This window comes from Mucilaginibacter sp. 3215, from assembly GCF_050433785.1.
Lineage (GTDB): Bacteria > Bacteroidota > Bacteroidia > Sphingobacteriales > Sphingobacteriaceae > Mucilaginibacter.
The window spans coordinates 78,196-97,662 of sequence record NZ_JBNPWO010000010.1 but is presented as its reverse complement, the minus strand read 5'-3'; the positions used below and the strand labels follow the sequence as shown (position 1 = coordinate 97,662).

Annotated in this window: 21 protein-coding genes; 11 read left to right on the top strand and 10 right to left on the bottom strand. The window is 41.8% G+C overall.

The annotated features are described in order from the left end of the window. Nucleotides 1–3: 3 nt before the first annotated feature. From ABIC84_RS17150 to ABIC84_RS17135, 4 genes are all read right to left on the bottom strand, one after another. Nucleotides 4–1,791, bottom strand: coding sequence for a DNA polymerase III subunit gamma/tau (locus ABIC84_RS17150; RefSeq protein WP_429264328.1), 1,788 nt, complete (start codon nucleotides 1,789–1,791; stop codon nucleotides 4–6). Nucleotides 1,792–1,899: 108 nt separating this feature from the next. Then, nucleotides 1,900–3,354, bottom strand: coding sequence for a capsule assembly Wzi family protein (locus ABIC84_RS17145; RefSeq protein WP_426585222.1), 1,455 nt, complete (start codon nucleotides 3,352–3,354; stop codon nucleotides 1,900–1,902). Between the two features lie 403 nt (nucleotides 3,355–3,757). After that, complete coding sequence (locus ABIC84_RS17140; protein WP_426585221.1) at nucleotides 3,758–3,994, bottom strand: hypothetical protein; 237 nt, start codon at nucleotides 3,992–3,994, stop codon at nucleotides 3,758–3,760. Nucleotides 3,995–4,080: 86 nt separating this feature from the next. Further along, complete coding sequence (locus ABIC84_RS17135; protein ID WP_429264327.1) at nucleotides 4,081–4,701, bottom strand: hypothetical protein; 621 nt, start codon at nucleotides 4,699–4,701, stop codon at nucleotides 4,081–4,083. Between the two features lie 148 nt (nucleotides 4,702–4,849). Between ABIC84_RS17135 and rpsF the strand changes: the two genes are divergently transcribed. The 5 genes from rpsF (at nucleotide 4,850) to ABIC84_RS17110 (ending at nucleotide 8,021) form a co-directional block, all read left to right on the top strand. Further along, nucleotides 4,850–5,218 carry a 30S ribosomal protein S6 gene (rpsF, locus tag ABIC84_RS17130; RefSeq protein ID WP_090528512.1) on the top strand — a complete coding sequence of 123 codons (369 nt, stop codon included), beginning with the start codon at nucleotides 4,850–4,852 and terminating at the stop codon, nucleotides 5,216–5,218. After that, nucleotides 5,218–5,481, top strand: a complete 264-nt coding sequence (gene rpsR / locus ABIC84_RS17125; RefSeq protein WP_022833472.1) for a 30S ribosomal protein S18 — start codon at nucleotides 5,218–5,220, stop codon at nucleotides 5,479–5,481. Before rpsF ends, rpsR begins: the two co-directional genes overlap by 1 nt. A 15-nt stretch (nucleotides 5,482–5,496) precedes the next feature. Continuing rightward, complete coding sequence (gene rplI / locus ABIC84_RS17120; protein WP_429264326.1) at nucleotides 5,497–5,940, top strand: 50S ribosomal protein L9; 444 nt, start codon at nucleotides 5,497–5,499, stop codon at nucleotides 5,938–5,940. A gap of 206 nt (nucleotides 5,941–6,146) precedes the next feature. Then, a complete protein-coding gene (gene mtgA, locus ABIC84_RS17115) occupies nucleotides 6,147–6,818 on the top strand; it encodes a monofunctional biosynthetic peptidoglycan transglycosylase (protein ID WP_218117281.1) in 672 nt (223 codons plus the stop codon). Nucleotides 6,819–6,935: 117 nt separating this feature from the next. Continuing rightward, entirely contained in the window at nucleotides 6,936–8,021 is a 1,086-nt protein-coding gene (locus ABIC84_RS17110) for an alpha/beta hydrolase (protein ID WP_429264325.1), read from the top strand. A gap of 2 nt (nucleotides 8,022–8,023) precedes the next feature. On the opposite strand, the gene ABIC84_RS17105 is transcribed toward ABIC84_RS17110, so the two are convergent. The 3 genes from ABIC84_RS17105 to gyrB all read right to left on the bottom strand — a co-directional run bounded on the left by ABIC84_RS17105 (nucleotide 8,024) and on the right by gyrB (nucleotide 11,081). Next, complete coding sequence (locus ABIC84_RS17105; RefSeq protein WP_426585213.1) at nucleotides 8,024–8,320, bottom strand: YciI family protein; 297 nt, start codon at nucleotides 8,318–8,320, stop codon at nucleotides 8,024–8,026. Between the two features lie 32 nt (nucleotides 8,321–8,352). Further along, the gene (locus ABIC84_RS17100; protein WP_429264324.1) at nucleotides 8,353–8,964 is read right to left on the bottom strand and encodes a YdeI/OmpD-associated family protein; all 612 of its coding nucleotides are present in this window, start codon (nucleotides 8,962–8,964) and stop codon (nucleotides 8,353–8,355) included. Between the two features lie 158 nt (nucleotides 8,965–9,122). Next, nucleotides 9,123–11,081, bottom strand: coding sequence for a DNA topoisomerase (ATP-hydrolyzing) subunit B (gyrB, locus tag ABIC84_RS17095; RefSeq protein WP_091166682.1), 1,959 nt, complete (start codon nucleotides 11,079–11,081; stop codon nucleotides 9,123–9,125). A 535-nt stretch (nucleotides 11,082–11,616) separates the two neighbouring features. On the opposite strand from gyrB, the gene ABIC84_RS17090 reads away from it, so the two are divergent. Both ABIC84_RS17090 and ABIC84_RS17085 read left to right on the top strand, forming a co-directional pair. Further along, on the top strand, nucleotides 11,617–12,213 hold the full coding sequence (locus ABIC84_RS17090; RefSeq protein ID WP_426585207.1) for an OmpH family outer membrane protein: 597 nt from the start codon (nucleotides 11,617–11,619) through the stop codon (nucleotides 12,211–12,213). Between the two features lie 124 nt (nucleotides 12,214–12,337). Then, entirely contained in the window at nucleotides 12,338–12,817 is a 480-nt protein-coding gene (locus ABIC84_RS17085) for a nucleoside deaminase (protein WP_429264323.1), read from the top strand. A 93-nt stretch (nucleotides 12,818–12,910) separates the two neighbouring features. Here ABIC84_RS17085 and ABIC84_RS17080 read toward each other — a convergent pair whose 3' ends face one another. The 3 genes from ABIC84_RS17080 to ABIC84_RS17070 are packed head-to-tail and all read right to left on the bottom strand — an operon-like array spanning nucleotide 12,911 to nucleotide 14,517. Then, nucleotides 12,911–13,318 (bottom strand): RNA-binding S4 domain-containing protein, encoded by a 408-nt coding sequence (locus ABIC84_RS17080; protein ID WP_426585203.1) that lies wholly within the window; start codon nucleotides 13,316–13,318, stop codon nucleotides 12,911–12,913. 3 nt (nucleotides 13,319–13,321) lie between these two features. Further along, nucleotides 13,322–14,272: an ADP-ribosylglycohydrolase family protein gene (locus tag ABIC84_RS17075; protein WP_426585201.1), complete on the bottom strand. Its 951-nt coding sequence runs from the start codon at nucleotides 14,270–14,272 to the stop codon at nucleotides 13,322–13,324. A gap of 50 nt (nucleotides 14,273–14,322) precedes the next feature. Next, nucleotides 14,323–14,517 carry a hypothetical protein gene (locus ABIC84_RS17070; RefSeq protein WP_426585199.1) on the bottom strand — a complete coding sequence of 65 codons (195 nt, stop codon included), beginning with the start codon at nucleotides 14,515–14,517 and terminating at the stop codon, nucleotides 14,323–14,325. A gap of 539 nt (nucleotides 14,518–15,056) precedes the next feature. Between ABIC84_RS17070 and ABIC84_RS17065 the strand changes: the two genes are divergently transcribed. The 4 genes from ABIC84_RS17065 (at nucleotide 15,057) to ABIC84_RS17050 (ending at nucleotide 19,452) form a co-directional block, all read left to right on the top strand. Beyond that, on the top strand, nucleotides 15,057–15,872 hold the full coding sequence (locus ABIC84_RS17065; RefSeq protein WP_426585195.1) for a 2,3,4,5-tetrahydropyridine-2,6-dicarboxylate N-succinyltransferase: 816 nt from the start codon (nucleotides 15,057–15,059) through the stop codon (nucleotides 15,870–15,872). Between the two features lie 123 nt (nucleotides 15,873–15,995). Then, the gene (locus ABIC84_RS17060) at nucleotides 15,996–17,120 is read left to right on the top strand and encodes a glycosyltransferase family 4 protein (protein ID WP_429264322.1); all 1,125 of its coding nucleotides are present in this window, start codon (nucleotides 15,996–15,998) and stop codon (nucleotides 17,118–17,120) included. After that, the gene (locus tag ABIC84_RS17055; RefSeq protein ID WP_429264321.1) at nucleotides 17,113–17,682 is read left to right on the top strand and encodes an L-threonylcarbamoyladenylate synthase; all 570 of its coding nucleotides are present in this window, start codon (nucleotides 17,113–17,115) and stop codon (nucleotides 17,680–17,682) included. The genes ABIC84_RS17060 and ABIC84_RS17055 overlap by 8 nt, the downstream gene beginning before the upstream one ends. A gap of 357 nt (nucleotides 17,683–18,039) precedes the next feature. Continuing rightward, nucleotides 18,040–19,452 carry a CCA tRNA nucleotidyltransferase gene (locus ABIC84_RS17050; protein ID WP_429264320.1) on the top strand — a complete coding sequence of 471 codons (1,413 nt, stop codon included), beginning with the start codon at nucleotides 18,040–18,042 and terminating at the stop codon, nucleotides 19,450–19,452. The last annotated feature ends 15 nt before the right edge of the window (nucleotides 19,453–19,467 follow it).

Here is a 19,467-nt window from a genome sequence, read left to right as displayed (position 1 = left end):
AAATTAATCAAAGTCAAGATTAAACCGGCTCTTCAACTCCAGCAATTGCGGGTTGCGGGCTGCCATATGCTGAAACTTTTCGGGCGCGGTATAAGGCTTACGTACCACCTTTTGTTCGTCAACCCGGGCATTTACTTCAATAGTAAAATTTTTAAGTGCACTGCGCATGTAGTTGAGCATAATAGGCTTTTCATCCCTGAAAATATTTTCCTGCACCATATTACCTACTATTACCTCAAAAACATAAGGCTTTAGCATGCGCGGAGCACCAGACGTAAGAACGGTTAGCAAAGTTTTTTTTCCTTCCTTTTTTGCAAATGCGGCAAAGTCGCTCCAGCATTGCAAAAAGGCATCCATGGTAAAATCTTCCTTATCCTCACCTTTTAAATAAGGGTCTTCTTCTTCAAGTAAAGCTTCAGGCGTTTTCACCTCTCCGGTTAACGAAGGAGTGAGCGTGCTGCGCAAAGGCATTATCACCTTAGGCTTTTCAGCGGGCGGGGCTTCTTTTACCTGTGCAGCCGGTATTGCAGTTTCTTTTACCGGAACGTTGTATACAGGTGCGGCCTCACTTGCTATTGATACAGCAGGACTTACCGGTGCACTATTAACAGGTGCTATTGCTGAGGTATCAGGTTTTTTTTTTAATCCCCCGTCGGTCGCGGAAGTTACAGTGAGTGGTGTGGTTGCCAGGTTAAACACCGATGGCAGGTGGCACATCTTGAGTAATGCCAGTTCAACCTGGAGTCGTTGATTTTTGCTGAGCTTATAACTAATATCGCACTGGTTGGCAATATTCATGGCCGAGAGCAAAAACGACACCGATGCCTGCTGGGATTGCTGCAGGTATTTTGTTTTTATTCCTTCACTTACTTCAAGCAATTTCAATGTTGATTGATCTTTTCCAACTAACAGGTTCCGGAAATGTTCGGAAAGCCCGGCTATAAAATGGGCACCATCAAACCCCCGCGAAAGGATCTCGTCAAAAAATAACAATACTTTTGCAGTATCTTCCTTAAGCAGGCTTTCGGTTATATTAAAGTAGTAATCGTAATCAAGTATGTTCAGGTTATCAATAACCGAACGATAAGTAACTTTGCCACCCGAGAAGCTTACAATCTGATCGAACATTGAAAGCGCATCGCGCAAACCACCATCGGCTTTTTGTGCGATGATGTGCAAACCGTCGGGTTCATAACCTATGTTTTCCTTACCGGCAATTGATGCCAGGTGATTGGCCATATCCTCAACCCGGATACGGTTAAAGTCAAAGATCTGGCAGCGCGAAAGAATGGTTGGCAGGATCTTATGTTTTTCGGTAGTGGCCAATATAAATATGGCATAATGAGGCGGCTCTTCCAATGTTTTCAGGAAAGCGTTGAACGCCGCCTGCGATAGCATGTGCACCTCATCAATAATATAAACCTTATACCGTGCCGCCTGTGGCGGGATCCGTACCTGTTCAATCAAACTGCGGATATCATCAACAGAATTGTTTGAAGCAGCATCGAGCTCATGAACATTAAAAGAATTTCCGTTTTCAAAAGCCTTGCATGAAGCGCATTCGCCGCAGGCTTCGCCATTGGGCTGCAAATTGGTACAGTTAATGGTTTTAGCCAGAATCCGCGCGCAGGTAGTTTTACCCACACCACGCGGCCCACAGAACAAAAATGCCTGCGCCAGCTGGTTATTTTTTATAGCGTTTTTGAGCGTATTGGTTATATGTTGCTGACCAACAACGGTTTCAAAAGTAGCCGGGCGGTACTTACGGGCCGAAACAATGAAATTATCCACAAGTGCTAAGGTAGTGAGAAATTAGATTTGGTGAAAGAGCGGTTTTGCTAATTTTTTTTACACATGTGCCACTTATCTTTATTTAAAAAAACCTTAAACCAATGTTTGTTACATAAACGACTTTGAAAGTTTCAATATAATACCAAAAGAATTATATAATAATTCTCCATTATCATATGCCAGATCATAACCTATGCTATAGCCATTTTTCAATGGCCTCGAACTTCCAAAATAAAATGATAGCTGGTTTATTTCACCAAACGCACCTGGATTAATTGGTTTTGTTAATTGACCGCCTACCCACCTGAAAGGCCCGGTGCCGGTTTGAAATGTACCCAGGTTATGTGAATAGGACATTTTAACAATATAATTCCATTTAAATGCATAAAACTGCGCTGCACCGTGCAAAGCATACAACCTGTTATTTATAAAAAACTGCCGTTGATAACGGCCCACATCGGCTCTTGCATCTACCGTAGTTGTAATAAATGGCGAACCCAAAGCAATATTTTTGTATGACCACCCTTCTACATACTCGTAATTATTATAGTAATCCTCTGCGCCTGAATTCGTAATTTTAGAATCTGGAGTGCCCGCCTGGTTAGCAGTATATAAAAACTCAAACAATAGCTTTTTCCAAACAAAATTACCTGATCCGGCCTGGTTATTAGTAAAACTAATACCATTTAGGCCGTCCTTAATATTAGCAAGCGACCCGAGCCCTCCTTTATCATAAAAATTTTGACGATAAAGCTTCAGGGTAAGCGCGTCAAATTTATATTCGGCCCCCACGTCCAACGACCCGAGGTGATTACCTACCTTCGAATGGTTAAACACCTTCCCTGTAAACACATACCAGTAAGTTTCTGCGCCGGACAGGTTGAACCATGGGCCAAAAACCCGTTTTTCTTCCCCCCACAAGGCCTGGTGATTATATCCGGTTTCAAATTTCAAACGCCAGTTAGGTTTGCCTATTTTGACATACAGGTAATTTTCGAGATAATAACTCTTAAAGTTTATATCCTTGTCCCGGTAGTTTGATGAGATTCTTCCGGCGTATCCATTTGCAAGGGAGCCTTTAACAGCAAATAACTTACCAAAAACGGGAATACTATAATAATTGGGTATACTGATACTTATTTTAGGAATTCCTAAAGCATTCCCCGATATAGAAAAGGCTCCCGATGACAGGCTCGAATCTACGAGTCCTACAATATCTTTTGACCGACCTGCTTTCAGTTCAAAAATACCTGCATGAGCTTTGATCAATCCTTCAATAAGCAAAAAATTGCTCCCCTTACCTACGTTACCACGTCCTTCAAATGAAAATCCCCAGCCATAGGTTTTTGTTGTATCATAATCTTTCCGAATTTTCCCGATCAAACTTCCCGAACCTCCTGATAACGGAATACTGCCAAACTGATTTGACCGTAACCAAAATGGCACTGAATTATTGGTAGTGGCAATGCCCTGGGCCTCCAGGCTAATATGCACATCCTGATTTTGTGCTTTTGCTAAAAAAAAAGATAATAATATCGGCAACAAGACGACTAATTTTTTCATAACAGACAGTTTCGGCTAACGATTAATTTCAAATAACAAAAAATGATAATTTATTAAAAATAATATTGTTTTTTTATTAAAATCACACCAATAATACTATTGACAATACAAAAACAATCGTAATTATAGCAAATAAATTACATTATTCGTATTTTAACTTCAAATTAAATTTAACTATCCGTTTAAATCAATGAAACTCAGATCGAAAAAAATTAAATCATGGAGAAAAAAATAGACACCAAAGAGCATGCGTTATGATTGTTACGCAATTTTGGTTTAACTCAGCTCAGAGAACAAGCTGCTCTGATTGTCTTTTTAAGACAACAACGGGAAATAAACAGGAATAAGCAAAAAAAAGCTTAATATGTTACAGTCAAACAAACAAGACTTAGCACATAATATATTAAATATCATCATCAGGCAAATGATCATCATCTTCGGGGTCGGGCTCGCCGATATTGCCGTCAACCTGTAATTCATGCATATCTTCTTTATCCTCAAGGATATCATCAAAATCCTCATCTTCCTGGTCGTCCCAATCGCCTTCAAGGGGATCATCCCCTCCGCCATACATTAAGATCTCATCGAAAGTAAGCGGATTACTTATTCCTTTTCCGGCTTGAATAGTTGCGGGTTGCATAACTTATGAGTTTCAAAGTAAAACCATAAGCTATGCCATAAGTTTTAGAAAAAATATTGTTTTTATCAACACAATCTCTTCCTTGTTTACAAAATATCTATCGATACTATTTCCTTTACTGTATAATACCCTTTAGCCTGCGGCAGATACACTTCCATATCCTTCCAGGTTATCTGCAGTTTTTTACCGGCAAGTTTAGCCAGTGGAGCATCCATAAATTTCTCAGACCCGGGAAACTGCCTGAGCCAGATAAATGATTTTTCGGACGCCGCCTTATCTGTTATAACAATATAATTAAATCCCTTTGTATCAATCCGTTTAAATACGCCGGTAGTAACCTGGGTACCGGTATCCTCAGCATCGTCATCCTTTCCCATTTTCATAGCCAGTTGCATAAAAGATCCGCATTTTTGCTTCATCAGGTTTTTACCAATCTCCACGCCTACTTTACTCATTGCCGGTTCATCGGTTACCTCAACATTTTGCTCTTTGGCTACATCCAGCAGCAAGTCGGCATGGTTTTCAAAACACTTTTCAAAAGCATCATTGGCTGCCTGTTTGGTAGATATCTTCGCCACATCAATTTTGGACAATTCTTTACAAAGCGAATCAAGCAGGCGTTGTTGCGCGGGCCCTATTGTTTGTGCTTTTATTGCACTGGTTGTTGTTAAAAAAAATGCGATAAAAAGGAGCAGGTTCTTTTTCATAATATTAATTTAGCTGCTAATATAGCGTTGCCGGGCTAATTTGCTGTTATACACGTAGCATTTCATCTAAAAACATTTGATTGTTTCAATAATTACCTCTACATTTGCAGCCCCGTTATAGCGGGTAAATAATTAAAAATCAAGTATAATGCAACAGTACGAAATCGTGATCGTTCTAACCCCGTTGCTTTCAGAAGAGACTGCTAAAGAGGCAAATGCCAAATACAGCAAAATTCTTACTGATGGCGGAGCCGAAATTGTCCAGGAGGATAATTGGGGTTTGAGAAAATTAGCGTACCCAATTCAAAAGAAAACTACAGGGTACTATCACTTAACTGAATTTAAGGCTCCGGGTGAATTAATTAACAAATTGGAGATAGAGTTAAGGCGCGATGAGCGTGTTTTGCGTTTCCTGACCATTGCTTTGGATAAACATGCCATTGCTTACAATGACAAAAAACGTAGCGGTGCTTTTAACAAAAAACCAGCAGCTAAAGCAGAGGAGGCAGCAAACTAATGGCTAACGAACAAATTAAATACGTTACCGCTCCAAAAGTGGAGGATAACCGTAAAAAATACTGCCGTTTCAAAAAGAACGGTATCAAGTATATTGATTACAAAGACGCAAACTTTTTATTGAAGTTCATTAACGACCAAGGTAAAGTATTACCACGCCGTTTAACCGGTACTTCATTAAAATTTCAGCGTAAAGTGGCCCAGGCTGTTAAACGCGCACGCCACATCGGTTTATTACCTTACGTTACAGATTCATTAAAATAATAGGAGATTTAAGAAATGGAAATTATTTTAAAACAAGATGTAAAAAACCTGGGTGATAAAGACGATATCGTAAATGTGAAACCAGGTTATGGCCGTAACTACCTTTTACCAAAAGGCTACGCCATATTAGCTACTGAAAGCGCACGTAAAGTTTTAGCCGAAAACCTTAAACAAGCTCAATTTAAGCAAGAAAAAATCCGCAAGGATGCTGATGCTATTGCAGCACGTTTAGAAGGTGTTAAACTTAACATTGGTGCTAAAGCCGGCGAAACAGGCAAAATCTTCGGTGCTATCAACACTATTCAAATTGCTGATGCATTGAAAAAAGAAGGTTTTGAAGTTGACCGTCGTCGTATCACTTTTGACCAGGAGCCAAAATTTGTTGGTGAGTATGTTGCCAACATCAACCTGCATAAAGAAGTTAAAGTACAGGTTCCGTTTGCAGTAGTAGCGGAATAATTATATTTCGGAATTCGGAGTTTCGATTTCGGATTTCTGGAAAAATTTTAGAATTTTAGAGGGTGTTTTGCTAAAGCGAAACGCCCTCTTCTTTTATCAGGAAATATTTTATAACTGTGTTCAAATTCTTCGGCAAAAACAACCAAAAAACAACGTTGGGCAAACGGAATTCAAAATCGGATTCAAAGTTTTATGGCATCCCTAAATTGATATTCAGGATTTTTAAACTGATATTCATCTTGTTTTTTGGGTTAAGTCTTTTGGGTGTAATTGGCTACCGTTTTATAAACCCTCCTTTTACCTGGTTAATGATCGAACGCGGCTTCCAGCGTAAATCGGCAGGTAAGGAATGGAAGATCGATAAAAAGTGGAAAGATTTTGACGAGATCTCCGACAATATGAAACGCGCTGCCGTTGCTGCCGAAGACCAGACCTTTTTAGAGCATCACGGCTTCGATTTTAACGCCATCGAAAAAGCTATCGAAAAAAACTCGCACAGCAAAAAACTAATTGGCGGCAGTACCATATCACAGCAGGTAGCCAAAAATGTTTTCCTTTGGGAAGGCCGTTCCATACTCCGTAAAGGCATCGAAGCTTATTTTACCATATTGATAGAAACCTTTTGGAGCAAAAAACGCATCATGGAGGTTTACCTGAACGAGATTGAAATGGGCGATGGCATATACGGTGTTGAGGCTGCTTCGCAGGCTTATTTCCACAAACCGGCCTCCGATTTAACCCGGCAGGAAGCTGCCGCCATAGCAGTGATTTTCCCAAGCCCGCTAAAATGGTCGGCTACCAACCCAACCAAATATTTAAGGCACAGGCAATATCTTATTATGAAAAATATGAAAAGGCTGGGGCCTTTGGATTTTTAGCCCCCTGCCCCCCCTAAAGGGAGAATGAAAATTCCTTTCCTGGTTTTTCTTTTTTATTTCAGCAACGCTGTAACCTTTTGTAAATTAAGACTATCTTAATTTATATAACCACACGCCATGTTGAAACAAAGTATCAGGGCCAGCCTCTATCTACTTGCTTTTATCTTTTTCGCAAACATTGCTGCCGCGCAGGTTAAAAGCGATACCCCCGCCCCTTTTACTGACAAAGACATGGTGCAATGGGACTATCACTCAACAGTTATTGGCGAAGATTATACCATCTACGTACATTTTCCCCCGGGCTATGATACTACCAAAACCAAATACCCGGTGTTGTACATGACCGATGGCGACTGGAACATGACCGTTGCCATGAACTGTTTCAACATGCTCCGGCAGGATTATGAAACCACCGAAGCACTCATTGTAGGCATTGGTTACGGCAGCCGCCTAAATCAACGCAGCCGCGACCTTAACCCCGCAACCGGCGGACCAAAGTTCATATCATTTATTGAGCAGGAAGTAATTCCTTTTATACAAAGTAAATACTGTGTAACCGATAATAAAGCCTTATATGGCTATTCGTTTGGTGGCATGTTCACTACTATGGTATTGTTTGAACACCCCAACCTATTTAACATGGTCTTTATTGGAGCGCCTGGTAATAGCGGCAGTGAACTGATCCCTTCCGCTAAAAAATACTTCGCCAACAATCATGACATTAACTGCAGGGTATTTTTAGGCGTAGGTTCTTTTGAGCTCTTAACCAGCAAAAATATTCAGGATTTTAAAATCTACATGGAAAACCAGCATTGTAAAGGGCTTGATATTGCTACCGCAATCACCCCAAATGCCGGGCATGGGGCAGCATTGGCGCAAGTAATGCAAAACGCAATAAAATTTGCTTATTGCAAACAGCATAAGGCTATTAATATACCAGCAAAGCAATTGGAACAATATGCAGGTAATTACCAGATAGCAGGCGATGAAAAAAACAAATTCAAGACTTATGTTGCTGAAGGCAAGCTATACTTCGTCCAAAATGATGCAATACCAATGGTAATTGTACCATATGCAAAAGCGTCGTTCTTTATGTATGAAAATGAACGGGCCGATATTACTTTCAATACAGACGGCAACAAAATGTACATGGTTTTCAGCTTTCCAAATGAAAAACCAACCCGGCTGGATAAAATAAACTAAACCTATTCTGCACCGTCCAGCAGTGCCGTTAAATCTGGGTGATACACGGGAGTTAAGAACTCGGTGACGGTAAATTCAGCAAGTTTATGCTTGTAAAAGGGATCTTCGGTAATGATCTTCTCTATTTGCTCCTTTGAGCCTGCAAAGGCCAGGATTACCCCACCCGTGCGCGGCACCTTAGGCCCCCAAACAACAAATACCTTTTCATCATAATATTTATTAAGATGCTTCAGATGGACTTCCATATAAGCATCAATCTCTTCAAGAGGGGCGATATACTTAAGATCGATGAAAAACATAAGCGTTAAGTTTAATATTCGGTATTTGGAATTTACTTGTACTTCCAGTGCCTTGATTTACCTTCAGTAAGCCACTCAGTGGCGGTTTCCATACGCTTAAGGCGGGTGGCCTCGGTTTTGGCTTCGGTTATCCATTCAATATACTCTTTTTTCTGCGAGTAGCTGAATTGATTAAGGTTTAACCAGGCTTGCGGATGGGCTTCTAAAAATTTCACGAAGTAGTCAGGTACTACCAGCTCCTCGCGTTGGGCGGGCGACTTTTTTTGGGAAGCCGGCCTCGGTTTATTGTCCTCATTTAAAGCAATCGCCTGTTGTATAAACTCAACAAGTACTTCCTTTGGAGGAAGGTCATCAATACTGGTCAGGCGGCCGAAGCTACCTGCAGCCTGATCAGCCAGGCTCAATACCTTTTGTGGGTCGTATAATAACGATGCCTTCCAAAAACCAAATGAGCAATGCTGTTTAAAAGCAGCCATATTGCAAACCACACCTTTATAATCAAAAAAAGGCATGCTCCATTTCATGGTTTCAATTATCATAGGCGAGGCTTCATGCACCACAGCTCTCAGATAGTTTAAAATCGGCTTCGCAAATTCGGGCGATTTTTCGATGTAGGCATCAACCCGGTTATCGTAATATTCCATAATTAAAGTTAGCGATTACAACAACTCCGGCAAAATGGATTTAAATACGCCCTGCCAAAACCGGATGGGTACAAGCTCCTGCAAAAAAGGCCCGCTTCAAAAAGAAGCGGGCCTTAAAAATGTATCAACCATCTCTCCCCTTCAGGGGTCGGGGGGGCTTATGAATCTATCTTAGCGTATTTAGCGTTGCGTTCAATGAACTCGCGGCGCGGAGCAACCTCATCACCCATCAGCATGCTGAAGGTATGGTCGCACTCGGCGGCGTTTTCAATGGTAGCACGTTTAAGCGTGCGGGTAGCGGGGTTCATGGTAGTATCCCAAAGCTGGATATCGTTCATCTCACCCAAACCTTTGTAGCGTTGTACGTGTACACTGTCTTCTTTGCCCGCACCTTTAAGGCGCTGGATAGCGGCATCGCGCTGTACATCGTTCCAGCAATATTCGTACTCCTTACCTTTTTTAACCTGGTAAAGCGGCGGCGAGGCAATATATACGTAACCAGCCTCAACCAGCTCCTTCATGTAACGGAAAAAGAAGGTAAGGATCAGCGTGGTAATGTGCGAACCGTCCACGTCGGCATCCGTCATGATAATGATCTTATGGTAACGGAGCTTGGTTAAGTTAAGGGCTTTATCATCTTCAGGCGTACCGCGGCTTACGCCCAAACCGGTAAACATGTTCTTGATCTCTTCGTTTTCGTAAATTTTATGCTCCATGGCTTTCTCCACGTTCAGGATCTTACCACGCAATGGTAAAATAGCCTGATACTCGCGGTTACGGCCCTGTTTGGCGGTACCACCCGCCGAGTCACCTTCGACAAGAAATAACTCGCAAAGGGTTGGATCGCTATTGGCACAATCAGACAGTTTGCCCGGTAATCCAGAGCCTGTCATCACGCTCTTGCGCTGTACCATTTCGCGCGCTTTACGGGCGGCGGCACGCGCAGTAGCGGCAAGGATCACTTTATTTACAATCAGGCGGGCTTCTTTAGGGTTCTCTTCTAAAAAGTTACCCAAAATTTCCCCCACAGCCACGTCAACCGCGCCCATCACCTCGTTGTTACCCAACTTACTTTTGGTTTGGCCTTCAAACTGAGGCTCCTGCACTTTTACTGATATAATAGCAGTTAATCCTTCGCGGAAGTCATCGCCGCTGATCTCAACTTTCACGTTTTTCAGCAGGCCCTCTTTATCTGCATAGGCTTTTAAGGTACGGGTTAAACCGCGACGGAAGCCCGCTACGTGTGTACCACCCTCAATGGTGTTAATGTTATTTACGTACGAAAAAACATTCTCGCTGTAAGTATCATTATACTGCAGGGCAAGCTCAACCGGGATACCTCCCTTATTACCGTCTACATAAATGGGCTCGGGGATGATCGATGTACGTGTTCCGTCCAAAAACTTAACAAACTCGCGCAAACCACCTTCTGAGAAAAACTCTTCGCTACGGAAAGTACCATCTTCCTGGGTTTCACGCTCATCGGTTAAACTCAGGCGAATGCCTTTGTTCAGGAACGACAGTTCACGCAAACGGGCAGCAAGCGTATCATATTTATACTCTGTAGTGGTAGTAAAAATCTCCGGATCGGGCTGAAAGGTTTGAATAGTACCTGTTTTATCAGATACGCCAATTTCCTTAACATCAAACATTGGCTTGCCGCGTTCGTATTCCTGGGTAAAGATCTTGCCTTCACGGTGCACAAGGGTCTTCACATGGGTTGATAATGCGTTAACGCAACTCACACCCACACCGTGTAAACCGCCGGATACTTTATAAGTATCCTTATCAAATTTACCACCGGCGTGCAAAACGGTCATTACAATTTCAAGCGCCGATTTACCTTCTTTTGTATTGATACCTGTAGGAATACCACGACCGTTATCTGATACGGTTATGGAATTACCAACATGTATAGTAACTTTTATATCATCGCAATAACCGGCAAGGGCTTCGTCGATAGAGTTATCAACTACTTCATATACAAGGTGGTGCAAACCTTTAACACCTGTATCCCCAATGTACATCGACGGACGCTTACGTACCGCCTCTAAACCTTCTAAAACCTGTATGTTATCTGCTGAATAATTGGATTTATCCTGAATTTCTTCGCTCATATTTATTTAATGAAACAATCTTCAAAATTACAAAAAATACCCCGTATTAACGATTATTTGTGGATAAAAGTACAGTTGTGGAGAGTTGTCAGAATCAGAATTTACAGGATTTTAGGATTAACAGAATACTTCGTCTGAACTCTAATTTTGTAGAACTTGTCACATTTCAAACCCTGCCAATAAAAAGTCAGGTTCAGAAATCTGAAATTAAAAATCCGATATTCAAAATCATTAATGGAGTTACCTGCGGCCGCTATCCGCGCATACGCCTGCTGGCAATACGCTCATGGCCGGTATCCACTCTCATAATGCAAAATGCCGTAAAACGAGGACCGTAGTGGATAAGAAAGACTTTGCCGCTTGTGGCTTTGCGCGCAAATTAAAATCCTCCAAGCCATCACAATAAATCCCATCTGCATATTTGTAATTTGAAATTTGCACATCTGTTTGCTCCCAAAATCACCTCATCTAAAATTAGGATACTTGCAATGAAAGATTATCTTTGTCAAAATTTTATAATATTTTTATTGAGATAATGAAAACCAGTGCTTCAATTTTAACCAAGCTTACTTTAGGATTAGCCATTGCAGGTAGCGTTGCCGCTTGTAACCAAAATAAAACCGCCGATAAACCGGCTGCTTCAACAACTGCGGCAACGCCTGATAAAGAAACCATTGTTTATGTAAACTCTGACTCTTTATTAAACAAGTACGATTACTTTAAGGATATGTCAAAACGCCTTGAAGAAAAAGGCAAAGCATCACAAACCGATCTGCAAAACCGCGGTCAGGCTTTTCAGCGCCAGGTTGCCGAGTACCAGAAAAATCAGGCTACCATGCCTGCCGATCAGCGCCAGGCCACCGAACAACAGTTACAGCGTAAACAACAGGAATTACAAGGCTACTCTCAAAATGCAGGTGCCGAGTTCCAAAACGAGCAAGCCTCTGAAAATGCTAAACTGTATGATAAAATTGCCGACTTTGTAAAAGGTTATGCTAAAGAAAAAGGCTACAAACTGGTGTTAACCTATTCAAAAGCCAATCCAACCGTATTGTATGGTGATCCATCTTTAGATGTTACCGTTGACGTTGCCAAACGCCTTAACGAAGCTTACGCTAAAGACAAAAAATAATATACGATTTGAAAATTTGATGATGTAGTAATTTGAAAATTACAAGTCATTTTCAAATATTCAAATTGACACATTTTCAAATTAAAACCTCAACTTCGGTTGAGGTTTTTTAATTTAGGACAATATGGAAAATACGGCACACGAAAAATTTATGCGCATAGCTATTGAGCTGGCCGAAGACAATGTAAAGCGCGGAATAGGCGGCCCTTTTGGGGCTGTAATTGTTAAGGATGGCATGATAGTAGCCCGCAGTGCCAACCGTGTTGTGTCCACTAATGACCCTACCGCACATGCCGAAGTCTCGGTGATCCGCCTGGCCTGCCAGGAGTTGGAAACCTATAACTTAGCGGGTTGTGAAATTTATACCAGCTGTGAGCCCTGTCCCATGTGCCTGGGCGCCATTTACTGGGCCCGTATTGATAAAATTTATTACGCCAATACCAAAGCCGATGCCGCCGCAATAGGGTTCGACGATCATTTTATTTACGATGAATTGGAAAACCCAATGGATAAACGCAAACTTCCTTTCGTGCAGATCCTTCGGGATGAAGCATTAACCGCCTTTAAACTTTGGGAAACAACCGAGCATAGGGAACATTATTAAGTTGCTCCTTAAATCTCCCCTAAAGGGAAGACTTTTACAATACATTATCCGGCTTTCAGAAGCCCTCTCCCTTTAGGGGAGGGTTGGGTTGGGCTATCCCTCTTCTTTTTCCTCAAAAAAATTATCTTTCAGGTCATCAATTTCGCGCCTGTCTGCCTTGGTAGGGCGACCAGTACCACGATCTCGCTTAAGTATCGGGGCGTGAAACATTGATTTAAATGCCTGGGTTTGTTCAACCGGGGTTATATCTTCATAAAAATTCACAGCCGTTTTGGCGTCAACCCGGTTTTCGAGCAGACCTGTTACCTTCACTACCTTGCGCTCTATACCCTTAGCTACCTGGTAAACATCGCCAATTTTTACCTCGTACGATGGTTTTATATTTTTACCATCCAGTTTTACGCGGCCAGCTTTACAAGCATCAGAAGCCAGTGTGCGTGTTTTAAAAACGCGGATGGCCCACAGGTATTTATCTATTCTAAGTTTTTCTTTTTCGGCCATTTATCATTTCCTTTTATATTTATCGGCCAGGCGTTGGGCCAATTCATCAATATCATTTTTACGTGCAATCATAAGTATCCAGTGTTCGGGAATACTTTCAATGCCATAAAGCAAACCGGCCAACCCGCCGGTAACTGCGCCGGTTGTATCGGTATCGAGCCCCAAATTTACTGCTTTTAACACGGCTTCGCTATAGCTTGTTGTGGTTAACAAACACCAAATTGCCGCTTCAAGTGTATGCAGCACGTAACCGCTACTTTGGATTTCATTTACAGGATGTTCGTGAATATCATTATTCAGCAACCTGTTAAACAAGGCTAACTCATCTGGATTGATGGTTGTGCCAGCTAAAAATGTTCTTACCTCAGTATTTGCTTCATGATAAGCAGCTAATGCGTTGGCATTAGTAAGCAATTTCCGGGCAAATTCAAGGTAGTAGAAACAGGCTATTACCGAACGTACATGCCCATGAGTTATAGATGATACTTCTTTTACAATCGCAAAACGTTCCTTTACCGACTTATCTTTAATATAAAATAACAAAGGCAGGATCCGCATCAATGAACCATTACCGTTTGATGATTCATCGAATTCACCGGCTAAATCCGGCCTCGCTTTGCGTAAAACCCTTTCAATTGCAGCCCGGGTAGCAATGCCAACATCAAATACCTCTCCCCGTGCTGTCCATTGCGCGTCGTATAGCCAGTTAACAAAACTATTCGCAATTTTTTGCAGATCGTAACCATCTGCCAAAACATCAGCAAGGCAAAAAGTCAACGAGCTATCGTCAGACCATGTGCCGGGCAACTGATCATAAGTGCCAAAACCTATCATGTCAGTCACCGGCTTTTGAGCGATGTTTTCTCTCGACCTGAATTCAACAGGAACACCAAGTGAATCACCGATAGCGACACCGAAAAGTACATCTTTATAAAAGTTTCGATTTACTGCCATAGTGCTAATTAACGCATTTTTAAATATGCGACAAATCAGCTGCGCAAAACTTATTTTGGCAAATCCCTTTTCACAAATTTCCGATAAAGGTATTCGGCATAACCAACGCTGATATAATCAGGGAATTTCCAGTGTGGATAATAGCGCCTTTGGATGTATTTGAGAAAGCTAAAAAACAAAACGCCAAAAATAAGCAGCAATGCCAGGCCAAGTAAAATAATGGCAATTAGGACAAATGGGGTCATACTTTAGGGGATAATCAGGGTTTATAATCAATTAAAAAGTAAAAATAGCCATATCAACCTCCTGTAATTTAAGAGATTGATATAAGAAAATATTTATACGCTGAATAAAATGCTATTGTTTATTTTTTTTATAAATTATTATCCAAAAAACGATCACAAAAAATAAGCCTCCCCGACACTCGCTGTCCGGAAGGCTTTGACACCTAATTAGTTTAAACGTTGGTTTCCGTTTATATAAAATTAAGACTTACTTAACGTCTTTTTATACCCTATTAACGGATTGCCCGCATATTGTATACATGTGTGAAAACCAATGCGCTGTAAGTCAAAATATTATACGCAACACGTCAATTATACTTACATATTTCCCGCTATTGCGTTCATACAGCGTTAAACCAAAGTCAACCGGTGGTATAATTCTATTTGATTACCTGCTTTGTTTCAAATCCTGATTGAATCCCCTTTCACTTCATGATATACAATCTTTTAAAACATATTTCCTTAAAAATCCTTTAATTTGCCAAAAGTTAATTTCACCAATGCAAGATCTTAAAAAACTGATTGAAGAGGCCTGGGAAGACAGGAACCTGCTGAACTATAATGAATACACCAACGCCATTGAAACCGTTATTGACCGTTTGGACAAAGGCGAGATCCGTGTGGCCGAACCTATTGGCACACGCTGGCATGTAAATGAGTGGATTAAAAAGGCGGTTGTTTTGTATTTCCCGACCAGGCAGATGGAAGAAATTAAGACCGGGCCTTTTGTTTTTCATGACAAAATGAAACTCAAAACTGATTACAAACAAACCGGCGTTCGCGTGGTACCACATGGTATTGCCCGCTACGGTGCCCACCTGGCCAAAGGTGTTATCATGATGCCATCGTACGTAAACATTGGTGCTTATGTTGATGAAGGTACTATGGTTGATACCTGGGCCACTGTAGGTTCATGCGCACAAATTGGTAAACATGTACACTTAAGCGGTGGTGTTGGTATTGGTGGTGTGCTGGAGCCGTTGCAGGCTGCCCCGGTTATTATTGAAGATAACTGCTTTATTGGCTCACGTGCCATTGTTGTTGAAGGTGTACATGTTGAACACGAAGCCGTATTAGGCGCAAACGTGGTATTAACAGCATCAACCAAAATCATTGATGTTACCCACAGTACTCCAATTGAATATAAAGGCCGTGTACCTGCCCGTTCGGTAGTAATTCCAGGTTCATATACCAAAAAATTTGCAGCCGGCGAATACCAGGTGCCTTGCGCCCTGATTATCGGTACACGTAAGGAATCAACCGACAAAAAAACGTCATTAAATGACGCCCTGCGTGAAAACAACGTAGCGGTATAATATAGTCTGAAGTCGTAAGTTTAAAGTCATAAGTGATTGTTGGGTATTTAATCCACCTTCATTTATGGCTTTAAATGTTAATAGGCGACTTAAGAACTTAAAACTTCCGACTTAAGACTCAAAATGAAGATAGGATACGATGCTAAACGGGCTTTTTATAATAACACGGGCTTAGGCAATTACAGCCGCTGGTTAATTAAAGGCGTAGCATCGCTCAATCCGATCAATACTTTATATTTATATACGCCAAAGGCAAAAGCCAATCCCCGGCTTAATTTTATTGGCGATTATCCTAACATCCGCACCGCAATTCCTAAAAGTAAATGGTTTACCTCATGGTGGCGCAGCAAGGGAATTATTAAAGATCTTAAACGCGACGGCATTGAACTATATCATGGTTTAAGCCATGAGTTGCCTTCAGGTATTCAGGCAAGCGGCATCAAGTCGGTTGTTACGGTGCACGACGTTATTTTTATGCGGTACCCGAAACAGTTTGGTGCAATTAATTACCGCATTTACCTGGCAAAGGTTAAACATGCCTGCCGCGTTGCCGACAAAATCATCGCCATAAGTCAGAAAACAAAAGATGACCTTGTTGAACTGCTTGGCATTGATCCAGAAAAAATCGAAGTCATTTACCAGGGATGTGACCCTTCGTTTGCAATTGAACAAACCGCCGCGCAAAAATCGGCAGTAAAAGAAAAATATAACCTGCCAAACCGTTTTATTTTAAGTGTTGGCACTATTGAAGAACGTAAAAACCTGCTGTTAAACGTTAAGGCGTTAAAAAATATCGATGACATAACACTGGTGGTAATTGGCAAAGAAACCCAATACACAGAATTGGTTAAAACGTATATAACGGCTAATAACTTAAACCACCGGGTAATATTTTTAAAAGACGTTACATTTGCAGAGTTACCGGCTGTTTACCAGCTGGCGTCGGTATTTGTTTACCCTTCACGGTACGAAGGATTTGGTATACCCGTGTTAGAAGCTTTAAACTCCGGCACGCCGGTTATAGCAGCAACAGGCTCCTGCCTTGAAGAAGCAGGCGGGCCGGGCAGCCTTTATGTGAACCCTGATGATGATACCGGTCTTGCCGAAAAACTAAACCGGGTACTTAATGATGAGGGCTTAAGGCAAACCATGATCACCAAAGGCCGCGCTTACGCAGCCAATTTTACCGATGATAAATTAAGCCGGCAATTAATGCAGCTTTACCAAAACATTTTGAACCATGCTTAGAGACGAAGTAGCCAAGGCTTTTAAAATTGTACAAGAGGGTGGCATCATCCTTTATCCTACCGATACCATTTGGGGCATCGGCTGTGACGCCACCAACACCGAAGCCATTCAAAAGATCTACCGCCTGAAACAGCGCGATGAGGCCAAAAGCATGATCATTTTGCTGGATACTGAAAACAAGCTGGAAAGCTATATCAGTGAAGTAAACCCGCTGGCCTTTGAACTGATTGAATATGCCGAAAACCCTTTAACACTGGTAATGCCGGGTGCTAAAAACATTTCTCCGGCATTAATTGCCGCCGATGGCAGCGTGGGGATCAGGGTTGTAAAAGACACGCCTTTTTGCCAGCAGTTGATTCAGCGTTTACGCAAACCATTGGTTTCAACATCAGCTAACTTCAGCGGGAAACCTTCGCCACAGTATTTTTCGCAAATAGATCAGGAAATTATTGATGGCGTTGATTATGTAGTTGATTTAGAGCAGCATAGCAAAGAGATCAAAACACCGTCAACCATCATGAGGTTGGCCCCTGATGGCAGGTTTGAGTTTTTGCGTCGTTAACGAGAGATTAGAGGTTGGAGATTAGTAATTAGTTAAAAAGGCATTTTTGAAAATATCTTTTGACAGAAACATTTTTGGAAAATCTTTGGCGTAACCCCTCTATATATTCAATATATTGACTATCAATTATTTAAATCAAAATAATTTAAATTATGTTAACCCTGTTAACCCCCCATCGTGCAGAAAGTCGGAAGTATGAGGTCCAAAGTCTGAAGTCTGAAAATTTTGTTTATTGAGCGGAAAGATACTTAGGACTTTCCACTTAAGACTTCCCACTTAAGACTTTTGACTTTACCGGGGCATTTTACCAATTAATCTTACCTTTGTACCCTTATCAGCATTTTTAAGCATCAAACTATGCAACAACACCTCAGGCATCCCGTATTTTCTGTTATATCCCGTTTAGCGGGCGAACAAAACGTACAGGCCTATGCCATTGGTGGTTTTGTGCGCGATATTTTCCTGAACCGCCCGTCGAAGGATATTGATATCGTAATTATTGGCAATGGGATAGCTTTTGCCGAAATTGTTGCCAATACACTTAAAGTTAAACTGGCGGTTTATAAAAACTTCGGTACAGCTTCACTCAAATACCGCGATCTGGAGATAGAGTTTGTTGGCGCCCGCAAGGAATCGTACCGCCGCGACTCGCGCAAGCCAATTGTGGAGAATGGCACTTTGGAAGATGATCAGAAACGCCGCGATTTTACCATCAACGCGCTGGCCATTTCACTGCACCCCGATTCATTTGGCGAGTTACTTGATCCCTTTAACGGCATTGCCGACCTGGAAAATAAGCTGATCCGTACGCCGCTTAACCCTAACGAAACATTTTCTGATGATCCGCTGCGTATGATGCGGGCCATCAGGTTTGCCACTCAGCTCAATTTCAGGATTGATGATATCGCTGTTGAAGCCATTAAAACCACGGCCGACAGGATCAGTATCATATCGCAGGAGCGGATTACCGATGAACTGAACAAGATCATCTTGTCGCCGGTACCATCAATAGGTTTTAATTACCTGTTTGATACCGGGCTGTTGCATAAAACCTTCCCGCAAATGGTAGCCCTTTACGGGGTTGACTATGTAGATGGCAAAGGCCATAAGGATAACTTTTACCATACACTACAGGTACTTGACAACATCTGCGAAACTACTGACGACCTGTGGTTACGCTGGGCTGCTATACTGCATGACATAGCCAAACCAGCCACCAAACGTTTTGAGCCCGGCCACGGCTGGACCTTTCATGGCCATGAAGACCGCGGCGCACGCATGGTGCCCAAGATCTTTGCGCAGCTTAAGCTGCCGCTGAATGAAAAAATGAAGCAGGTTCAAAAGTTGGTGCAGCTGCATTTAAGGCCCATCGTACTTTCACAATCCATAGTTACCGATTCGGCCGTGCGGCGTTTGCTTTTTGAGGCAGGAGATGACATTGAGGCACTCATGTTGTTGTGTAAAGCAGACATCACCACCAAAAATGAATATAAGGTTAAAAAATATCGTAACAATTTTGAGCTTGTTCAACAAAAATTAAAAGATGTTGAAGAGCGCGATAGTATCCGTAACTGGCAACCGCCGGTTACCGGTAACGATATCATGACCATGTTTGGGATAAAAGAAGGCCGGGAAGTAGGAATAATCAAAAATCAGATCCGCGAAGCCATCTTGGAAGGCGAAATTCCCAACAGTCGTGAGGCCGCATTAAGCTTTACAATAAGCAAAGGCCTTGAAATTGGCTTAAAAGTTGTGACTACCCCAAATTAAATTAAAACATTATTA